This is a genomic window from Polaribacter marinus (assembly GCF_022662535.1).
GTDB lineage: Bacteria > Bacteroidota > Bacteroidia > Flavobacteriales > Flavobacteriaceae > Polaribacter > Polaribacter marinus.
Map to the genome: position 1 here is coordinate 1 of NZ_JAKQYM010000011.1, position 20,393 is coordinate 20,393.

11 protein-coding genes and 1 pseudogene are annotated in these 20,393 nt (G+C 31.9%); 8 read left to right on the top strand and 4 right to left on the bottom strand.

Annotation, left to right across the window (positions count from 1 at the left end; genetic code table 11):
- Positions 1 to 46 precede the first annotated feature (46 nt).
- From MC378_RS13335 to MC378_RS13345, 3 genes are all read right to left on the bottom strand, one after another.
- Entirely contained in the window at positions 47 to 1,018 is a 972-nt protein-coding gene (locus MC378_RS13335; RefSeq protein WP_242179266.1) for an IS110 family RNA-guided transposase, read from the bottom strand.
- Positions 1,019 to 1,439: 421 nt separating this feature from the next.
- The gene (locus MC378_RS13340) at positions 1,440 to 2,018 is read right to left on the bottom strand and encodes an anthranilate synthase component II (RefSeq protein WP_242179267.1); all 579 of its coding nucleotides are present in this window, start codon (positions 2,016 to 2,018) and stop codon (positions 1,440 to 1,442) included.
- A 70-nt stretch (positions 2,019 to 2,088) separates the two neighbouring features.
- The gene (locus tag MC378_RS13345; RefSeq protein ID WP_242179268.1) at positions 2,089 to 3,480 is read right to left on the bottom strand and encodes an anthranilate synthase component I family protein; all 1,392 of its coding nucleotides are present in this window, start codon (positions 3,478 to 3,480) and stop codon (positions 2,089 to 2,091) included.
- 359 nt (positions 3,481 to 3,839) lie between these two features.
- Between MC378_RS13345 and asnB the strand changes: the two genes are divergently transcribed.
- The 6 genes and pseudogenes from asnB to MC378_RS13375 all read left to right on the top strand — a co-directional run bounded on the left by asnB (position 3,840) and on the right by MC378_RS13375 (position 14,175).
- Positions 3,840 to 5,504 (top strand): asparagine synthase B, encoded by a 1,665-nt coding sequence (asnB, locus tag MC378_RS13350; RefSeq protein ID WP_242179269.1) that lies wholly within the window; start codon positions 3,840 to 3,842, stop codon positions 5,502 to 5,504.
- A gap of 127 nt (positions 5,505 to 5,631) precedes the next feature.
- A pseudogene (locus MC378_RS13355) lies at positions 5,632 to 9,084 on the top strand (pyruvate carboxylase).
- Between the two features lie 312 nt (positions 9,085 to 9,396).
- Positions 9,397 to 11,334, top strand: coding sequence for a DNA topoisomerase (ATP-hydrolyzing) subunit B (gene gyrB, locus MC378_RS13360; protein WP_242179270.1), 1,938 nt, complete (start codon positions 9,397 to 9,399; stop codon positions 11,332 to 11,334).
- Between the two features lie 109 nt (positions 11,335 to 11,443).
- Positions 11,444 to 12,451, top strand: a complete 1,008-nt coding sequence (locus MC378_RS13365; protein WP_242179271.1) for a DUF6588 family protein — start codon at positions 11,444 to 11,446, stop codon at positions 12,449 to 12,451.
- A gap of 133 nt (positions 12,452 to 12,584) precedes the next feature.
- Positions 12,585 to 13,511 carry a malate dehydrogenase gene (gene mdh / locus MC378_RS13370; RefSeq protein ID WP_242179272.1) on the top strand — a complete coding sequence of 309 codons (927 nt, stop codon included), beginning with the start codon at positions 12,585 to 12,587 and terminating at the stop codon, positions 13,509 to 13,511.
- A gap of 139 nt (positions 13,512 to 13,650) precedes the next feature.
- The gene (locus MC378_RS13375) at positions 13,651 to 14,175 is read left to right on the top strand and encodes a hypothetical protein (RefSeq protein WP_242179273.1); all 525 of its coding nucleotides are present in this window, start codon (positions 13,651 to 13,653) and stop codon (positions 14,173 to 14,175) included.
- 83 nt (positions 14,176 to 14,258) lie between these two features.
- On the opposite strand, the gene MC378_RS13380 is transcribed toward MC378_RS13375, so the two are convergent.
- Positions 14,259 to 15,935, bottom strand: a complete 1,677-nt coding sequence (locus MC378_RS13380; RefSeq protein WP_242179274.1) for a formate--tetrahydrofolate ligase — start codon at positions 15,933 to 15,935, stop codon at positions 14,259 to 14,261.
- Positions 15,936 to 16,136: 201 nt separating this feature from the next.
- Between MC378_RS13380 and secDF the strand changes: the two genes are divergently transcribed.
- Together secDF and MC378_RS13390 are read left to right on the top strand one after the other, a co-directional pair.
- A complete protein-coding gene (gene secDF, locus MC378_RS13385) occupies positions 16,137 to 19,136 on the top strand; it encodes a protein translocase subunit SecDF (protein ID WP_242179275.1) in 3,000 nt (999 codons plus the stop codon).
- 90 nt (positions 19,137 to 19,226) lie between these two features.
- Positions 19,227 to 20,345: an adenylate kinase gene (locus MC378_RS13390; protein WP_242179276.1), complete on the top strand. Its 1,119-nt coding sequence runs from the start codon at positions 19,227 to 19,229 to the stop codon at positions 20,343 to 20,345.
- The last annotated feature ends 48 nt before the right edge of the window (positions 20,346 to 20,393 follow it).

The window sequence follows — 20,393 nt, forward strand, 5'->3', positions numbered from 1 at the left end:
GGAATGATCTGTGTTAAAAACCTATTGTTTTTTGTTAAATTTTCATCTAATTACAGCAATATAAATTTTGATGATTTTCATCATAATATTTCTTGTTTTTAGCAATAGAGAAAATCTGTTTTATTAATTTATTTGCTAATGCTATCTTAATTACTCTTTCGGGCTTTCCTTTTGCTTTTAATCTTTTATACATCTCAATACAATGTTTATTAACTTTTTTTGCAGACCAAGAACAGAGGTATAATAGTTTCCTTATTTGAGGTTTTCCCATTTTACAAATATGTCCTTTTCCTTTTACACTAGTACCAGATTGATATAGCCTAGGACTAAACCCAACAAAAGCTGTTAACTGTTTATGGCTTTCAAACTTTGTGAAATTATCTGTAATTACACTCATCATTATTGCTGTTTTTATTCCGACACCTGGTATTGTTTTTAACCTTTCTATTGTTTCTTTATATGCTGTAACACCTATCTTTTCTATTTCTTTTTCAAATTTATCAATACGTCTTTGTAACAATATTTCTACTTGTTTTAATTCTCTTTTAAGACTACTGGTTAACAATCCTGTTGCTTGAAAAGATGCTAACTGCCTTTTGGTTTGATGTATTTGTTTTTTAAGTAACTCTAATGCTGTATATAATTGTTTTATTTCTGTACTTGACTTACTCTCTGGGCTCCATTTCTTTAAATCATATTGAGTTCCATATTCTGCAATAGTTCTAGCATCTTTTTTATCTGTCTTTGCTCTGTATAATCTTGTTTGACTGTAACGTCTAATTATTAATGGATTAAGGACACAAACCTTGTAGCCAAAAGCATTTAAATAGCTCGCTAATTGTACATAATAAGGACCACTTGCTTCCATCACAATCCAATCATTTTCTTCTATCAAGTTTTTAAAACAATCAAAACCTTTTAAATTATTCTTAAATATTTTATGTTCCCATTTATCTTTTTTTAAAAAAGAAACATCAAATGTTTGTTTACTAATATCAATTCCTATAATTTTACTCATATCAAATATGTTTATAGAAAAGTTACTACTTTACTTATCAATCCTAAATGCAGACTTTAATGTCTAATGATCTGTTCAAGTTTTTAGTAGTAAAGGGTAAAGTGATTAGCATTCCGAACGGTCTTCTATGACAAATGACAGACTATAATCTTAACCTTTACCCTATACTTTTCTTGTTAATATTAATTTTAAATGTAATTAATTCTAACAAAGTATTTAACACTTGACAAACATAGGATGTCTAATGATCTGTTCAAGTTTTTAGTAGTAAAGGGTAAAGTGATTAGCATTCCGAACGGTCTTCTATGACAAATGACAGACTATAATCTTAACCTTTACCCTATACTTTTCTTGTTAATATTAATTTTAAATGTAATTAATTCTAACAAAGTATTTAACACTTGACAAACATAGGATGACATTACTTTTTTACACTATTGATAAAATTAGTAACCAATTGCTCACCAACATCTGTTAAAATAGATTCTGGATGAAACTGAACCGCAGAAATTGGAAATATTTTATGTTCAATTGCTTGAATTAACCCATCTTCATCTCTTGCTGTTACTTGTATTTCTTCTGGAAAACCTTCGTCTGTTGCTGCCCAAGAATGGTAACGTGCTGCTAAAAATGTTTCTGGAATATCTTTAAAAATAATGGCTGAAGGGTCTGCGACCCTCATTTCTGTGGCAACTCCGTGAAAAACGTCATCTAAATTGATGATAGTTCCTCCAAAAACCTCTGTAATGGCTTGTAACCCCAAACATACTCCGAATATTGGTTTTACACCTGCGTAGGTTTTTATTACTTCTTTTAAGATTCCTGCCTCATCCGGAATTCCTGGTCCTGGCGATAACATGATCATATCGTAGTTTCCTACCTCTGCAATACTGATTTCGTCGTTTCTAAAAACTGCGGGAAAATTTCCTGTAATTTTTTCTACCATGTGAACCAAGTTGTAGGTAAAAGAATCGTAATTATCTAAAATTAATATTTTCATTTTAAAAGCTTTGGGCTCTTTGCTCTTAGCTTTTAGCAAATTGCTAACGACTAACAGCTAATAGCTATTTTTAAATATTCTCTGCTAAAATCAACGCTTTTTTTAACGCCGCTAACTTGTTATTTACTTCTTGTAATTCTTTTTCTTCATCGGAATGAATTACGATTCCTGCGCCTGCTTGCGAATACAAAACGTTGTTTTTACTCACAAACGAACGAATGGCAATGGCTAAATTTACAGAACCATCTATACCGATAATACCTACTGCTCCTCCATAAAATCCACGGGTTTGATTTTCATATTTGTCTATCAACTCCATTGCTTTGTACTTTGGCGCGCCACTTAAGGTTCCGGCAGGAAAAGTGTCTCCAACAATTTCTATTGGGTTTCCTTTAATCTTACCTCTAACCGTAGAAACCAAGTGAATTACGTGGCTAAAATACTGTACTTCTTTAAAAACCTCTACCGTAACTTTATCGGCATGTTTGCTTAAATCGTTACGGGCTAAATCTACCAACATTACGTGTTCTGCCGTTTCCTTTTTATCTTCGGATAATTTTTTACCCAACTTAATGTCTTCTGCCATATCGTCCGTTCTTCTAAACGTACCTGCAATAGGATTGATAGTGGCTTTACCTGCAGAAATTTTAATTTGTGCTTCTGGTGAAGATCCCATTAATTTGAATGAACCGTAATCGAAATAAAATAAATATGGCGACGGATTGATCGAACGCAACGCTCTATAGACATTAAACTCGTCTCCTTTAAATTTTTGTTGAAATTGGCGTGACAAAACCAATTGAAAAACATCGCCTCTTTTACAATGTGATTTTGCTTTTCTAACATATTCTTTAAATTCTTCGCCTGTTGTATTGGAAGTTTCTTCGCCTACAATTTCGAATTTTTGTGTATTAAAAGCTTGTGCATCTATAATAGTCTGAACTTCTTTAATACGAGATGCTGTACCTTCTTCTATGTTTTCTATCAATGTCATTTCATCATTAAAATGATTGATAGCAATAATAAAACGGTAAAAACTGTATTGCATTTCTGGAATTGCAGAAGGTGCTTTTGGGTTTTTAAATTGAATATTCTCAAAATACTGAACAGAGTCAAAGGTTGTATAACCGTACAATCCGTTGAACGATTTTAATTCGGCTGGACACTCTAAATCTATAGCATTGGTAAACTTATCAAACAACTCATAAAAGTTTTTGTTGATAGGTTGCTGATCTAGTTGTGTTCCTTTATGAGAAACAGAAAACTCATAATCGTCCACTTTCATCGTTAAAATGGGCTCTACCGCAATAAATGAGAAACTTTCTTCTTTACTATGATAATCTGAACTTTCTAACAACAAAGTGTTAGCGTATTTGTCTCTAAAACGCAAGTACAAACCAACCGGTGTAACGGTATCTGCAATCTTTGTTTTATGAATTGTCTTAAATTGTAATTTCTTCATTTTATAAAATTAAAAAAGGCTTATCGTGAGATAAGCCTTTTTTTTATATTAATTATATATAGGATTAGTTCTCACTTATTAATTAAGAGAGTTCCACCACCATATGTTTTGTTGTTTCATCATTGAGCTACAAATTTAGAAACCAAAATCTACTTGAACAAATTTTAAGGCACTTTTTTTCTCTTAACTAACAAACAATAAGTATCTAAAGACAAAAATGACAATAAACTTACATTAACAAATTAATTTAAATAAAAAAGTTATTATTTATAACTAATTATTGATTTTATGTTTATTTAAAATACAAATAATCGGTTTTTTGTATTGGAAATAAACAATTACTATAAAAATATAAAGTTATGTGCGGAATTGTATGTGCGTTTGATTTAAAAGAGACATCTGAAGTTTTAAGACCTCAATTATTAGAAATGTCTAAAAAGATTAGACATCGTGGGCCTGATTGGAGTGGAATATATAGCGACGATAAAGTAATCATGTCTCACGAAAGACTTGCTATTGTAGATCCTGCATCAGGACAACAACCTTTATTTAGCGATGATAAAAAATTAATTTTAGCCGCTAACGGTGAAATATATAATCACAGAGAATTGCGCAAACAATTTGATGGAAAATACAATTTTCAGACAGCTTCTGATTGTGAAGTTATTTTAGCTCTTTACAAAGAAAAGGGCGTTGATTTTATTGATGAAATGAACGGTATTTTTGGTTTTGCATTATATGACGTTGAAAAAGACGAATACTTTGTTGCCAGAGATCATATGGGAATTATCCCTTTATATATTGGTTGGGATCAAAATGGAACTTTCTATGTTGCTTCAGAATTAAAAGCACTTGAAGGAATATGTACTAAAATTGAATTATTTCCTCCTGGGCATTATATGTCTAGTAAAGACGGTGAATTTGTAAAATGGTACAAAAGAGATTGGTCTGAATATGAGGCTGTAAAAGAAAACGAAACAAGTATTGCAGAAGTAAAAAAAGCGCTTGAAGACGCAGTTCACAGGCAATTAATGAGTGATGTCCCTTATGGAGTGTTATTATCTGGCGGTTTAGATTCTTCTGTGGTATCTGCCATAGCCAAAAAATATGCACAAAAACGTATTGAATCGGGCGATGAAAAAGACGCTTGGTATCCACAATTGCATTCTTTTGCTGTAGGACTACAAGGTTCTCCTGATTTAGCTGCCGCACAAAAAGTCGCAGATTTTATTGGCACTATACATCATGAAATAAAATTTACAATTCAAGAAGGTTTAGATGCTATAAAAGATGTAATTTATAATATAGAAACTTACGATATTACTACAATTCGATCTTCGACACCAATGTACCTAATGGCAAGAGTTATTAAATCTATGGGAATTAAAATGGTGCTTTCTGGTGAAGGTGCAGATGAGATTTTTGGAGGTTATTTATATTTCCACAAAGCACCAAATGCAAAAGAGTTTCACGAAGAAACGGTTCGTAAACTAGACAAATTACACATGTACGATTGTTTAAGAGCTAATAAAAGTTTGATGGCTTGGGGAATTGAAGGTCGTGTGCCGTTTTTAGATAAAGAGTTTATAGATGTTGCGATGCGTTTAAATCCGAAAGACAAAATGATCAACGGTGAACGCATGGAAAAATGGATCATCAGAAAAGCATTTGAAGATATGTTGCCAGAAAGTGTTGCTTGGAGACAAAAAGAACAATTTTCTGATGGAGTTGGCTACAGTTGGATTGACACCTTAAAAGAAGTTGTTGAAAAAGAAGTTACAGATGAGCAATTGGCAAATGCAAAATTTAGATTTCCAATTCAAACCCCACAAAATAAAGAAGAATTTTACTACCGTTCAATTTTTGAAGAACATTTTCCAAGTGATGCAGCAGCTTTAAGTGTTCCTCAAGAAGCAAGTGTTGCTTGTAGCACTCAAATCGCTTTAGAATGGGATGAAGCCTTTAAAAACATGAACGAACCATCTGGTAGAGCAATTGCCAATGTGCATGATGATTCCTATTAAAAATACATTCTCAAAACTTTAAAACTAAAATTAATTAAAATATAAATTTTCTAATTTAGAGATAAATTAAAATGTGTTTCTTATTTTTATAGAGAATGTTTGCTAACAAAACTCAAAAAAAAAAGACATGAAAATTAAAAAAATACTTGTTGCCAACAGAGGAGAAATTGCCATTAGAATTTTTAGAGCCTGTACAGAAATAAACGTAAAAACAGTAGGGGTTTACACCTTTGAAGATCGTTACTCACTTCACAGGTACAAGGCTGATGAATCTTACCAAATTGGAGAAAACAACGAACCGTTAAAACCGTATTTAAATATTGATGAAATTATTAGAGTTGCATTAGAAATTGGCGCTGATGCAATTCACCCTGGCTACGGTTTTTTATCAGAAAATTCGAATTTTGCTCAAAAATGTGAGGATAATGGCATTATTTTTATTGGTCCAAAAGTATCTGTTTTAAAATCTTTAGGAGATAAAATAACAGCTAAAGAAGTAGCAGTTGCCAACAACATTCCTATTATTAAAAGTAACGAAAAGCCTTTAAATAACGTTGAAACTGCGTTGATCGAAGCTGAAAAAATTGGGTATCCTATTATGCTAAAAGCAGCTTCTGGAGGTGGCGGAAGAGGAATACGTGTTATTAGAAAATCAGAGGAATTAAAAGGAGCGTTTAATGAAAGTAAACGAGAGGCTTTAAATGCTTTTGGCGATGATACTGTTTTTCTTGAAAAATTTGTAGAAAACCCAAAACATATTGAAATTCAAATTGTTGCCGATAATCACGGTAATATTGTACATCTTTTTGAACGAGATTGTTCTGTACAACGTCGTTACCAAAAAGTAATTGAATTTGCTCCTTCATACGGTTTAAAACAAGAGACAAAAGACGCGCTTTACACTTATGCAATTGCTATCTGTAAAGCTGTAAATTACAACAATATTGGAACCGTAGAATTCTTAGTAGACGATGATGGCTCTATTTATTTCATTGAAGTAAATCCTAGAGTTCAAGTAGAACATACAGTTACAGAAGTTGTAACCAACATCGATTTAATAAAAACACAATTATTTATTGCGGGTGGATATCAATTAGGAGACCAGCAAATAAAAATCCCAAATCAGGAGTCCGTAAAAATAAATGGTTACGCTTTACAATGTAGAATTACCACGGAAGATCCTCAAAATGATTTTAAACCAGATTATGGAGAAATTACTACCTATAGAAGTGCCTCGGGTTTCGGAATCCGATTAGACGCAGGAAGCGTATATCAGGGAGCAATTATTTCCCCTTTTTTCGATTCTATGTTAGTTAAAGTAACTGCAAATAGTAGAACTTTAGATGGTGCTTGTAGAAAAGTTAGAAGAGCTTTAGCCGAGTTTAGAATTAGAGGGGTAAAAACAAACATGCCTTTTTTATATAATATATTACAACACGAAACTTTTAGAAAAGGAGAAGTAACGGTAAACTTTATCAAACAAAACCCTGATCTATTTATTTTTAAAGCACCTAGAAACAGAGCTACAAAATTAGTCACCTAACTAGGTAATGTTATTATAAACGGAAATCCAGATGTTAAAAAAATAGATCCAACAAAAACTTTTGTAAAACCAGAAGTGCCTAAGTTTGACATAAACGCAAGTTTCCCTAAAGGAACAAAAGATTTACTCACAGAATTGGGGCCGGATAAATTTTCTCAATGGTTAAAAAATGAAAAAAAGGTTCATTTTACAGACACTACCATGAGAGATGCTCATCAAAGTTTGCTAGCTACAAGAATGCGTACCTACGACATGTTAAAAGTAGCTGAAGGATACGCAAAGAACAACCCAAATATCTTTAGTATGGAAGTTTGGGGAGGCGCAACTTTTGATGTTTGTATGCGCTTTCTACAAGAAAACCCTTGGGAAAGACTACGTTTATTAAGAAAAGCAATGCCAAACGTATTATTTCAAATGCTCATTAGAGGCTCTAACGGTGTTGGTTATACAGCATATCCAGACAACTTAATAGAAAGTTTTGTGCAACAATCTTGGGAAAATGGAGTCGATATTTTTAGAATTTTCGATTCTTTAAATTGGATGAAATCTATTGCACCTTGTATCGAGCACGTACGAAATAAAACCGAAGGATTAGCAGAAGGTTCCATCTGTTATACAGGCGACATATTGAATCCAAAAAACAGCAAATACAACCTTAAATATTATACAACTTTAGCCAAAGACATAGAAAACGCTGGTGCCCATATCCTAGCTATAAAAGATATGGCTGGTTTATTAAAACCGTATGCGGCTTTCGAATTGGTTTCAGCATTAAAACAAGAAATTAATATTCCTATTCACCTACACACACACGACACGTCATCGATACAATCTGCAACGTATTTAAAAGCAATTGAAGCCGGAGTAGATGTTGTTGATGTAGCACTCGGTGGTTTATCTGGATTAACATCTCAACCTAATTTTAATTCGGTTGTAGAAATGATGAGATTTAATGAAAGAGAAAGTGACTTAAATATCGATTCTTTAAATGAGTACTCTAACTACTGGGAAACTGTTAGGGAATACTATTATCCATTTGAATCTGGCTTAAAATCTGGTTCTGGTGAAGTCTTTAAACACGAAATTCCTGGAGGACAATACTCTAATTTAAAACCCCAAGCACAAGCTTTAGGTTTAGAAGACAGATTTCATGAAATTACTAAAATGTACGGTGATGTTAACTTACTTTTTGGAGATATTGTAAAAGTAACCCCAAGTTCTAAAGTAGTTGGAGACATGGCACAATATTTAGTAAGTAATAATTTAACGGTACAAGATGTTTTAGAGCGTGGCGATACTATTTCGTTTCCACAATCCGTAGTAAGTTTCTTTAAAGGAGATTTAGGTCAGCCAGTTGGTGGTTTTCCAAAAGATCTTCAAAAGTTAATTTTAAAAGATCAAAAACCATATACCGACAGGCCAAATGCACATATTGAGCCTTTAGATATTGAGGCAGCATATAAAGCTTTCAGAAAAATATTTGAAAACGATTTAAGCAGACCTATCGATTTTACAGATTTCTTATCGTATAAATTATATCCAAAAGTTTTTACAGATGCGTATAACAAGCATTTAAAATATGATAGTTTGATTAATTTACCAACCAAAAATTTCTTTTACGGAATGGAAAGAGGTGAAGAGATTATTATCGAATTAGACAAAGGTAAAACTCTTTTAATCACTTTAGATTCTATTGGCGAACCAAATGAAGACGGAATGGTTACCGTTTATTTTAAAGTTAACGGACAAGGAAGAGCGGTTCAAATAAAAGATGAATCCGTTAAAATTAACAAAATAGAACATGTAAAAGCAGACAAAGCAAATAGTAAAGAAATTGGAGCTCCTTTACAAGGAATGCTATCTAGTATTTTAGTGAAGAAAGGTGAAAAAGTAACTAAAAATCAACCATTATTTATTATTGAAGCCATGAAAATGGAAACAACAATTACCGCAACCGAAAATGCGACGATAAAACAGTTAATTCTAAAAGCAGGTGTAATGGTAAATTCTGAAGATTTAGTGATTAAATTAGCCTAAAAACACATTTTCTATAAACTAAAAATCTCGCTTTTCCGAGATTTTTAGTTTTATCAACTCCTACATCAACATTAAAAAATAGCAATTTTAAAATTAAAGTAGTTTTTAAGCGATTTAAGGCACTTTTTTCTTTTTAACAAATGTTGATAATTTTAAACCTCACAAACTTAAAAGCTTTTATTTAATGTTTTAAAAACGTAAATTTGCTACAAATCAAATCGTCTTACAAAAAGATGATTATGTTGCTTCTGGTTTCAATTTCAACAAATAAAACCTACAGAAACAACCATACGTTTAACTTAATTTAAAATAATGAGCGAAGACAATAAAAACAATTATGATGCTTCCAGTATTCAGGCATTAGAGGGAATGGAGCACGTAAGAATGCGTCCATCAATGTATATTGGAGATGTTGGCGTTAGAGGTTTACACCATTTAGTATATGAAGTTGTAGATAACTCTATTGATGAAGCAATGGGAGGTTATTGTGATACTATTGATGTTACAATCAATGAAGATAATTCTATTACGACAAAAGATAATGGTCGTGGAATTCCTGTTGGAATACATAAAAAAGAAGGCGTTTCTGCACTACAAGTTGTAATGACTAAAATTGGTGCCGGTGGTAAATTTGACAAAGATTCTTATAAAGTTTCTGGTGGTTTACACGGTGTTGGGGTAAGTTGTGTTAATGCATTGTCAGATCACTTAAGAGCAACAGTACATAAAGAAGGAAAAGTTTGGGAGCAAGAATACGAAAAAGGAAAAGCTCTTTATCCTGTTAAAACTATTGGAGAAACAGATTTCACGGGTACCATTGTTACTTTTTTACCAGACAAATCTATTTTCGCACAAACAACAGAGTATAATTATGAAACGCTTGCAACTCGTATGCGTGAATTAGCTTTCTTAAACAAAGGAATTACCATCACTTTAACTGACAAAAGAAATACTGACGATGAAGGAAACTTTATTTCAGAAACTTTTCATAGTGACGAAGGTTTACCAGAATTTATTAAATACTTAGATTCTACTCGCGAGCAATTAATTGGCTCTGTAATTTCTATGGAAGGTGAGAAAAATGGCATTCCTGTAGAAGTTGCTATGGTTTACAATACTTCTTATGCAGAAAATTTACATTCTTATGTAAATAACATTAACACTCACGAAGGAGGAACACACTTATCTGGTTTTAGACGTGGTTTAACAGGTACTTTAAAAAAGTATGCTGATGAATCTGGTTTACTTAAAAACGTAAAATTTGATATTGCTGGTGATGATTTCCGTGAAGGACTAACAGCAATTGTTTCTGTAAAAGTACAAGAACCACAGTTTGAAGGACAAACCAAAACAAAATTAGGAAACAGAGAAGTTAGCTCTGCAGTATCTCAAGCAGTTTCAGAAATGCTAACTGACTATTTAGAAGAAAATCCTAATGATGCAAAAATCATCGTTCAAAAAGTGATTTTAGCAGCAACTGCAAGACATGCAGCACGTAAGGCCAGAGAAATGGTACAACGTAAAACAGTGATGTCTATTGGTGGTTTGCCTGGTAAATTATCTGACTGTTCAGAAACAGATCCAGCACAATGTGAAATTTTCTTAGTTGAGGGAGATTCGGCAGGTGGTACTGCAAAACAAGGTAGAGATAGAAACTTTCAAGCCATTTTACCACTTCGTGGAAAAATTTTGAACGTAGAAAAAGCCATGCAACATAAAGTCTTTGAAAACGAAGAAATCAAAAATATGTTTACGGCCCTAGGTGTTTCTATCGGAACAGAAGAAGACCCAAGAGCTTTAAACTTATCAAAAGTACGTTATCACAAAGTAGTTATTATGTGTGATGCCGATGTAGATGGATCACATATTGCTACCTTAATTTTAACGTTCTTCTTTAGATATATGAGAGAAATGGTAGAGCAAGGTTATATTTACATTGCTACTCCACCTTTATATTTAGTTAAAAAAGGACAAAAAAGAGAATATGCCTGGGATGATAATCAACGTGATTTAATTGCACAGCAAATGGGTGGCTCTGTAAGCATTCAAAGATACAAAGGTCTTGGAGAGATGAATGCAGAACAACTTTGGGACACCACTATGAACCCTGAATTTAGAACTTTACGTCAAGTAGTAATTGACAATGCAGGGGAAGCTGATAGAGTTTTCTCTATGCTAATGGGAGACGAAGTTCCTCCTCGTAGAGACTTTATAGAACGAAATGCCAAGTATGCAAATATAGATGCATAATACACTTAAAAACAAACAAACCATACACACTCTAATTCTTAGAGTGTGTTTTTTTTTATATATTAGCTAACATAAAAAACCAAACAACTATTAATTAAAATTCAATAAAATGAAAAAGTATATTTTTTTTTTCTTATGCATATTTTCTTTGTCATTTAATACAAAAGCACAAGATGGCTTAGAAGCATTACTTTTAGCAGACAATGCAGATAGAAGTAAATTAATTAATGCATATGTTAACCCCGCAATGAAAGGTTTAATCTACGGTATGAGTAGCGGATGGTATCATACAGCAAAAGTTCACAAATCATTTGGCTTTGACATATCTATTGGTCTTAATGCATCTATTGTTCCAGAAGCTGATGAAATGTTTAAATTTTCTGATTTAAATTTAAGCTCTGTAACCTCAGTCTCATCTACCGCAGCCACTGTTGCAGGTTCTGAAGATCAAAAACCGATTGCTTTAGTTTCTTTCCAAGAAGGAGGAAATACTTACACAACTCAATTTACAATGCCTGGTGGAGCCAAAGAAAGTTTACCTTTAAATGCAATTCCTACCCCAGCAGTTCAAGTAAATTTAGGTTTACCTGGAAAATTTGAAGCTAATTTACGTTTGGTTCCTAAAGTAGGAAATGATGATGTTAAAGGAAGTCTTCTAGGAATTGGGATTAAGAAAGAAATAACTAGCTGGTTTGGACCTATGGAAAAAACACCTTTACACGTTTCATTATTAGCTGCGTATACCTCAATGAATGTAGATTATGATATACAAAATGGTAGTTCTGTTTCAGGCTCAAATCAAGCTGCGGAATTTAAATTGAATTCATATACAGTACAAGCATTAGCTTCTTTAAATTTTCCTATTATAAATATTTATGGAGGATTAGGATACACTAGCGGATCTTCAACATTAAAAATGCTAGGTACCTATAAATTAGATTATAACGGAGGCCTTACAAGAACACTTACAGATCCTTTAAACTCTAAATTTAATGCAAGTGGCTTCACCACAACAGTCGGAGCTAGATTAAGTTTAGGTTTCTTTAAAGTTTTTGGCTCTTATTCATTACAAGAATACAACACAGCTAACTTAGGTATAGCTTTTAGTATTAGATAAAATTTGTTTTAAGTTTATGAAAAAAAAGACATCAAAATTGATGTCTTTTTTTGTTTGCTCAATCACTTAAATATTAATCTATTATCGTATTTTTGCTAGATAAAATTATTCAACACAATAAAAATATAAAAACATGAAAGTTACAGTAGTTGGTGCAGGTGCAGTAGGCGCAAGTTGTGCAGAGTATATCGCAATTAAAAACTTCGCATCTGAAGTTGTCATTCTAGATATTAAAGAAGGTTTTGCAGAAGGAAAAGCAATGGATTTAATGCAAACCGCTTCATTAAATGGATTTGACACAAAAATCACTGGAAGCACAAACGATTATTCTAAAACTGCAAATTCTGATATTTGCGTAATTACCTCAGGGATTCCTAGAAAACCAGGAATGACTCGTGAAGAATTAATAGGCATTAATGCAGGAATCGTAAAAATGGTATCTGCTAGTTTAATTGAGCATTCTCCAAACACAATTATCATTGTAGTTTCTAATCCTATGGATACAATGACCTATTTAGTTCATAAAACTACAGGATTACCAAAAAACAGAATTATTGGAATGGGTGGTGCTTTAGATTCTGCTCGTTTTAAATACAGGTTAGCAGAAGCTTTAGGAGCTCCTATTTCTGATGTAGACGGAATGGTAATTGGAGGACATTCTGATAAAGGAATGGTACCGTTAACAAGATTAGCAACAAGAAATTCTGTACCTGTTTCTGAATTTATTTCAGAAGAGAGATTAGAACAAGTTATGCAAGACACTAAAGTTGGTGGAGCAACATTAACCGGTTTATTAGGCACTTCTGCTTGGTATGCTCCGGGTGCTGCTGTAAGCGGATTAGTACAAGCAATTGCTTGCGATCAAAAGAAAATTTACCCTTGTTCAACTTTATTAGAAGGTGAATATGGATTAAATGACTTATGTATTGGAGTTCCTGTTGTTTTAGGTAAAAACGGAATTGAGAGCATTGTAGAAATTAATTTAAGTGATGCTGAAAAAGCACATATGCAAGAATCTGCTGCTGGTGTATCCAAAACCAATGGTTTGTTAGATTTATAAAAAATATCATTTTTTTTATAAATAATAATTATAAAAAAATCCAGCCAAAAGGCTGGATTTTTTTATGTTAAAATACCTACTTGTAGGTATTTTTTTTACTTATAAAAATAATTAGCTTTGAATTTTAAAATATAAAATTATGAAAAAAACGATTCTAGTTTTAACCTTGTTCTATTTAAATATAACAAACGCTCAACTAAAATTAGCTATAAAAGATGCTAAAACAAATGAAACAAAAATTAATTTAGTTGAATATAAATACGCTATGATTCATCCCAAAGAGATGAGTGGAACATATTTACTAAAAAAAACAAGTAGTTTTGGCAGCACTAATTTCAACTATGAATATGAAATCAATTTAAACGCTGACGGAACTTGTAAAACCAGATATTACAAGAGCAATATGCGAGTTGGCCCTAAAAACAAAACAACAAAATGTAAATGGGGAATATCTATAGATTCAAAAACAAAAAAACCTAAAACAAAAGAAAAAGAAGGAGAAGTTTGGTATGAAATTATTATAGAATCAACAGAAGGAGATAAAAAGCTACAATATTATGATAGAACAGCATACTATGATTATGTTATTCTAAATTCAAATAAAAAAGCCGAATTACGTTTAATTTTTGCAAACGAAAAAGACGGTAGAATTAAAAAACAGTAAAGGATATAAAATTTCCATAATTACAAAAACCACAAACCCAAGTTAAATAACTCGGGTTTGTGGTTTTCATTTTTTATTTAACGTTAAGACAATCCAGAAATAACTCCATTATTATCTATCGTCATATTTTCTGAAGCAGGACTTATTGGTAACCCTGGCATACGCATCATCTTTCCTAGAATAGGAATTAGAAACTGTGCACCAGCAGCTATTTCAATTTCTCTAACCGTCACAGTAAAACCTTCTGGTCTTCCTATTAAAGATTCGTTATCTGAAAAAGATTTTTGCGTTTTTGCCATACAAACAGCAAAATCGTTAAAACCTAATCTATTGATTCTTTTCAAATTCAACTGAGCTTGTTTACTATACTCCACAGCAGTCGCTCCGTAAATTTCTTTTGCAATAATTTCTATTTTATCTGTTACTGGCGATTTCCAATTATACAGAGGTTTATATTGTGTTGCTTTATTCTCTACAATATCAACAACAGCTGCTGCCAACTTCATTGTACCTTCTCCTCCTTTGGCCCAACCTTTAGACAACACAGCATGAACACCTAAACTAGCACATTTTTCCACTACAAAACTAACTTCTTCTTCAGAGTCTGAAACAAAAGAATTGATTGCCACTACAGGTTCTATATTAAATTTTCTAATATTTTCTATGTGTTTTTCTAGGTTCTTAAATCCTTCAGTAACCTTGCTTAAATTAGGAGTATTATAATCCTCTTTTTTAGCGCCACCATGATGACGTAAAGCTCTAATTGTTGCAACTAAAACAACACATTTAGGATTTAAATTTGCAAATTGAGATTTTATATTTAGAAATTTCTCAGCTCCTAAATCCGCCCCAAAACCTGCTTCTGTAACAACATAATTAGATAATGAAAGCCCCATTTTTGTAGCAATTATCGTATTTGTTCCTTGCGCAATATTTGCAAATGGCCCACCATGAATAATTGCTGGATTTTCTTCTAAAGTTTGAACTAAATTAGGTTTAATAGCATCTTTCAACAAAATAGCCATGGCATTTTCGGCTTTTAAATCTCGTGCAAAAACAGGTTCGTTTTTATAAGTAAGTCCGATAAAAATATCTCCTAGACGTTTTTTTAAATTCTCAAAATCCGAAGCCATACATAAAATTGCCATCACCTCAGAAGCTGGAGTAATATTAAAGCCATCCTGTCTTGGAACACCGTTTGCCGTTCCCCCCAATCCAATTGTAATATCACGCAAAGCCCTATCATTCATATCAATAACTCTTTTCCAAAGAATGGTTCTAGGATCTATATTTAAGTTATTTACTTTATTCTGAATATTGTTATCAATTAAAGCAGACAATAAATTGTTTGCTTTTTCTACAGCATTAAAATCTCCTGTAAAATGCAGATTGATATCTTCCATGGGTACAACTTGCGAATATCCACCACCCGCGGCACCACCTTTCATTCCAAAAATAGGCCCTAAAGAAGGCTCTCTTAAAACAACTGTTGCTTGTTTTCCTATTTTATTCAACCCCTCTGTTAAACCAATAGATACGGTTGTTTTACCTTCTCCCGCAGGAGTTGGTGTAAGTGCAGTAACTAATACTAAATTATTATTTTCTATTTTATCATCATCAATCAAAGACAAAGGGAGCTTGGCCTTATATTTTCCAAACATTTCTAAATCAGCCTCATTAACATCTAATTTTGCCGCAATCTCTCTTATATGTTTTAATTCTTTTGCTTGTGCAATTTCTATATCCGAAAAATGTGTCATTTTAATATTTTAAGTATTGTTTTTTTATCATTTTAAAAAAATAAATATAATCATTTTATAGAGTTGTTAATATCATTAAAATTTAATTTAACAGAAACTTAAAAAAGTCCTCATAAAATATAACAAAACAATTGTTTACTCTACTTTGAAAGAGTATATTTGCACGTTTTAAAAAAAAGAAGTCGACAAAAAATAAAGAACATGCAAAACAAAGGACTTATTAAATTATTCGCAATCCTTTTTGGATTAGTGAGTTTGTACCAATTATCATTTACATTTTTAGCCAACAAAGTTGAGGATGACGCAAAAGTATATGCTGAAAACAAAGTAACTGATAACAACGCAAGACAAAAAGCTACTTTTGAACAAAAGTATCTAGACAGTGTTGCCAACAAAGACATTATAGACTTAGCTGTTACAAAATATAGCTACAATGATGTAAAAGACAAAGAGATGAACCTTGGTCTTGATTTAAAAGGAGGTATAAACGCTATTTTACAAGTATCAGTAAAAGAAGTTTTAAAAAGTTTATCTAATGATTCTAAAAACGTTGCTTTTAACAAAGCCTTAGGCGCTGCAGATGAAGCTCAAAAAAACAGTAATGCTACGTATTTAGACTTATTCTTTGAAGAATTTGAAAAAATTGCTGGCGATACTAAATTAAGTGACCCTTCTATTTTTGGAACAAAAGCTTTAAGTGAGAAAATTTCATTTAACGAAGAAAACAAAACTGTAAAGGTAACTTTACAAGAAGAAATTAACAGTTCTATTGGTACAGCTTTTGAAGTTTTAAGAAGTAGAATTGATAAATTTGGTGTTACACAACCTAACATACAAAGAATTGGAAATTCTGGAAGAATTCAAATTGAATTACCAGGAGCTAAAGATATAGAACGTGTTACTAAATTAATTACTAGTAAAGCTGAATTACAATTTTGGGAAGTTTATACAAATGCAGAAGTTCAAAATTTCTTTTTCTCTGCAAATGCTAAAGTTGCCGAATTATTAAAAGATGACACTGTTTTAGAAAAAGAAAAAGACTCTTCAAAAAAAGACGATATTGATGATCTTTTAGGTGAAACTACAGATTCTACGAAAGTTCAAAAAAATCTTTTTACTTATTTATATCCTAACGTAGCACAATCTCAACAACAATTAAGTTCTTTAGTAGCACAAGCAAAAGTTCTTGATACAGCAACTGTTAATAGCTTATTAGCAAAAAAAGAGGTTAGAGCATTATTACCTGCAGAATTAAGATATGTAAAATTCTTATGGGATTATAAAACAATAACACCTACTAAACCAGCAAACGCCGGTGATGATTATGAAGCAACAGAACTTATAGGTTTATATGCTATAAAAGGAAATAGAAATAACAAAGCCACAATAGATGGTGATGTTATTTTAGATGCTTCACAAGTATTTGACCAATTAAACAAACCAGAGGTTAGCATGACAATGAATGCTTCTGGAACTAAACAATGGGCTAAAATGACTGCAGATAATGTGGGGAATTTTGTAGCAGTTGTTTTAGATGATTATGTTTATACTGCTCCTTCTGTAAACCAAGCAATTACTGGTGGTAGAACTTCTATCTCTGGAGGAACAATGACAGTTGCAGAAGCAGAAGATATTGCAACAGTTTTAAAAGCGGGTAAATTGCCTGCAACAGCTAGAATTATACAAATTGAAGTTGTTGGACCTTCTTTAGGTCAAGAAGCAATAGATTCAAGTTTCTTATCATTTGGTTTAGCAATTATCTTTGTTTTACTATGGATGATTTTATACTATGGAAAAGCAGGTTTATATGCTGATATTGCTTTAGCTGTAAACATCTTATTTATTTTTGGAATACTGGCATCTTTTAACGCTGTGTTGACATTACCTGGTATTGCAGGTATTATCTTAACAATTGGTATGTCTGTAGATGCAAACGTAATTATCTTTGAAAGGATTAAAGAGAGTTTAACTTCTATGAAAGGATTAAAACAATCTGTTGAAGAAGGTTTTAGTATAAAAGGAGCTTTATCTGCAATTATAGATGCAAATATTACGACATTATTAACGGGTATTATATTATATGTTTTTGGTACAGGACCCATTAAAGGTTTTGCATTAACGTTAATGATTGGTATTGCTACTTCATTATTTACAGCAGTATTTATTACTCGTATTTTAATTGATAAGTCAATTAGCAAAAACGCTAACTTAACATTTAACACATCTATTTCTAAAGGATGGTTCCAAAACATCAATGTTGAATTCTTAAAGAAACGTAAAGTTGCATACATCATTTCTGGTACAATTATTATAGCAGGAATTGTTTCTATATTTTCTATCGGATTAAAACAAGGAGTCGACTTTAAAGGAGGACGTTCTTATATTGTTCGTTTTGATCAAACTATGAATGCTACCGAAGTTGCTTCAACATTAAAAGATGCATTTGGTACCGCACCAGAAGTAAAAACCTATGGTTCAGATCACCAATTAAAAATAACGACTGTTTATAAAATTGATGAAGAAGGGCAAGAGGTTGATGAAGAAGTACAAAGTGCTTTATTTACAGGATTAAAATCATACTTAGGAGACACCACATATGAAAACTTTAAACCTGGTTTCGAAAAACAAGGGGCTGGTGTTATGAGTTATATGAAAGTAGAACCAACCATTGCAGATGATATTAAAACATCAGCATTATATGCAGTTTTCGGTTCTTTATTAGTTGTTTTCTTATATATCTTATTACGATTTAGAAAAGTTTCTTTCTCTATTGGAGCTGTTGTTGCTGTTTTCCATGATGTATTAATTGTATTAGGTGTATTCTCTATTACTTATAGCTTTATGCCTTTTGATATGGAAATAGGACAATCATTTATAGCCGCCATATTAACTGTGGTCGGGTACTCTCTGAATGATACCGTAGTAATCTTTGATAGAATTAGAGAATTTACAGGAACACGTCCAGATTGGAAGTATAGTGAAGTTGTAGACAAAGCCTTAAGTTCTACTTTAGGAAGAACCATAAACACTTCTTTAACAACATTATTAGTAATGTTAGCAATCTTCTTATTCGGAGGAGATTCTATTAAAGGATTTATGTTTGCTTTAATTGTTGGTGTAGCAGTTGGTACTTATTCATCATTATTTGTGGCAACACCAATAATGTATGACACTTCTAAAAAAGAAGAAAAGAATAAATAATTCTATTATAACATAATCATAAACCGTTTTCTTGTACTTATAAGAAAACGGTTTTTTCATTACACATGTAGGCCTTATATTTGCAGTCTTATGAAAATTATAAAACTTCACGATTTATACTTTAAACCTTATATAAATAAGGAAGAAATTTTAACGATTGTAAAACAACTTGCTATACAAGTAAAGGCTGATTTACCAAAAGACGAAGCTCCACTTTTTGTAGGTATCTTAAATGGCTGTTTTTTATTTGCTGCAGACTTTATTAGAGCGTTTAACGGAGACTGTGAAGTTTCATTTGTAAAACTAGCTTCGTATAAAGGTACTGCCTCTACAGACAATGTTAAACAGCTCGTAGGAATTAATGAGGATTTAACAGGAAGAACTGTAATTATATTAGAAGATATTATTGATACAGGAAACACACTTCAAGAAATTTATAATATATTTAAGGACAAAAATTTAAAACAACTAAAAGTTGCAACATTATTTTTTAAACCAGATGTATTTAAAAAAGAACTGCCAATAGATTACATCGGAAAAAGCATAGAAGATAAATTTATTGTTGGTTACGGATTAGATTACAATGGCTTTGGAAGAAATTATGCAGATATATATCAACTAACAACACAACCTAAAATGAAAAACATCGTATTATTTGGTCCTCCAGGAGCAGGAAAAGGAACACAAGCCGAATTTTTAAAAGAAATGTATAATTTAGTACATATTTCTACAGGTGATGTATTTCGTTTCAACATTAAGAACCAAACAGAACTTGGATTGTTGGCTAAAAAATATATGGATGAAGGAGATTTGGTTCCGGATGAAGTTACTATAAAAATGCTAAAAGCAGAAGTAGCAAAAAATGCAGAGGCGAAAGGATTTATTTTTGATGGTTTTCCAAGAACAGAATCTCAAGCAGAAGCTTTAGATACTTTTTTAGCTGAAAAAGGTGAACAAATAAACGGAATGATTGCTTTAGAAGTTCCAGAAGATTTACTTGTAGAGCGCTTATTAGAACGTGGTAAAACAAGTGGAAGAACAGACGATACTGATGAAGGAAAAATTAGAAATCGTTTTAATGAATACAATACAAAAACAGCTGTTTTAAAAGATTATTTTGATGCTCAAAATAAATATTATGGCATTAACGGAGTAGGTTCTATAGAAGAAATTACCCAAAGAATTGCTAAAGTATTTGATACTTTATAAAACGTTGAATCGTTAAATAGTTTATTTATTTTTACATAAGTAAACGCA

Coding starts and splice junctions, on each gene's coding strand:
- MC378_RS13335 (WP_242179266.1), bottom strand. CDS start 1,018: ATGAGTAAAATTATAGGAATTGATATTAGTAAACAAACATTTGATGTT.
- MC378_RS13345 (WP_242179268.1), bottom strand. CDS start 3,480: ATGAAGAAATTACAATTTAAGACAATTCATAAAACAAAGATTGCAGAT.
- secDF (WP_242179275.1), top strand. CDS start 16,137: ATGCAAAACAAAGGACTTATTAAATTATTCGCAATCCTTTTTGGATTA.
- mdh (WP_242179272.1), top strand. CDS start 12,585: ATGAAAGTTACAGTAGTTGGTGCAGGTGCAGTAGGCGCAAGTTGTGCA.
- asnB (WP_242179269.1), top strand. CDS start 3,840: ATGTGCGGAATTGTATGTGCGTTTGATTTAAAAGAGACATCTGAAGTT.
- gyrB (WP_242179270.1), top strand. CDS start 9,397: ATGAGCGAAGACAATAAAAACAATTATGATGCTTCCAGTATTCAGGCA.
- MC378_RS13375 (WP_242179273.1), top strand. CDS start 13,651: ATGAAAAAAACGATTCTAGTTTTAACCTTGTTCTATTTAAATATAACA.
- MC378_RS13340 (WP_242179267.1), bottom strand. CDS start 2,018: ATGAAAATATTAATTTTAGATAATTACGATTCTTTTACCTACAACTTG.
- MC378_RS13390 (WP_242179276.1), top strand. CDS start 19,227: ATGAAAATTATAAAACTTCACGATTTATACTTTAAACCTTATATAAAT.
- MC378_RS13380 (WP_242179274.1), bottom strand. CDS start 15,935: ATGACACATTTTTCGGATATAGAAATTGCACAAGCAAAAGAATTAAAA.
- MC378_RS13365 (WP_242179271.1), top strand. CDS start 11,444: ATGAAAAAGTATATTTTTTTTTTCTTATGCATATTTTCTTTGTCATTT.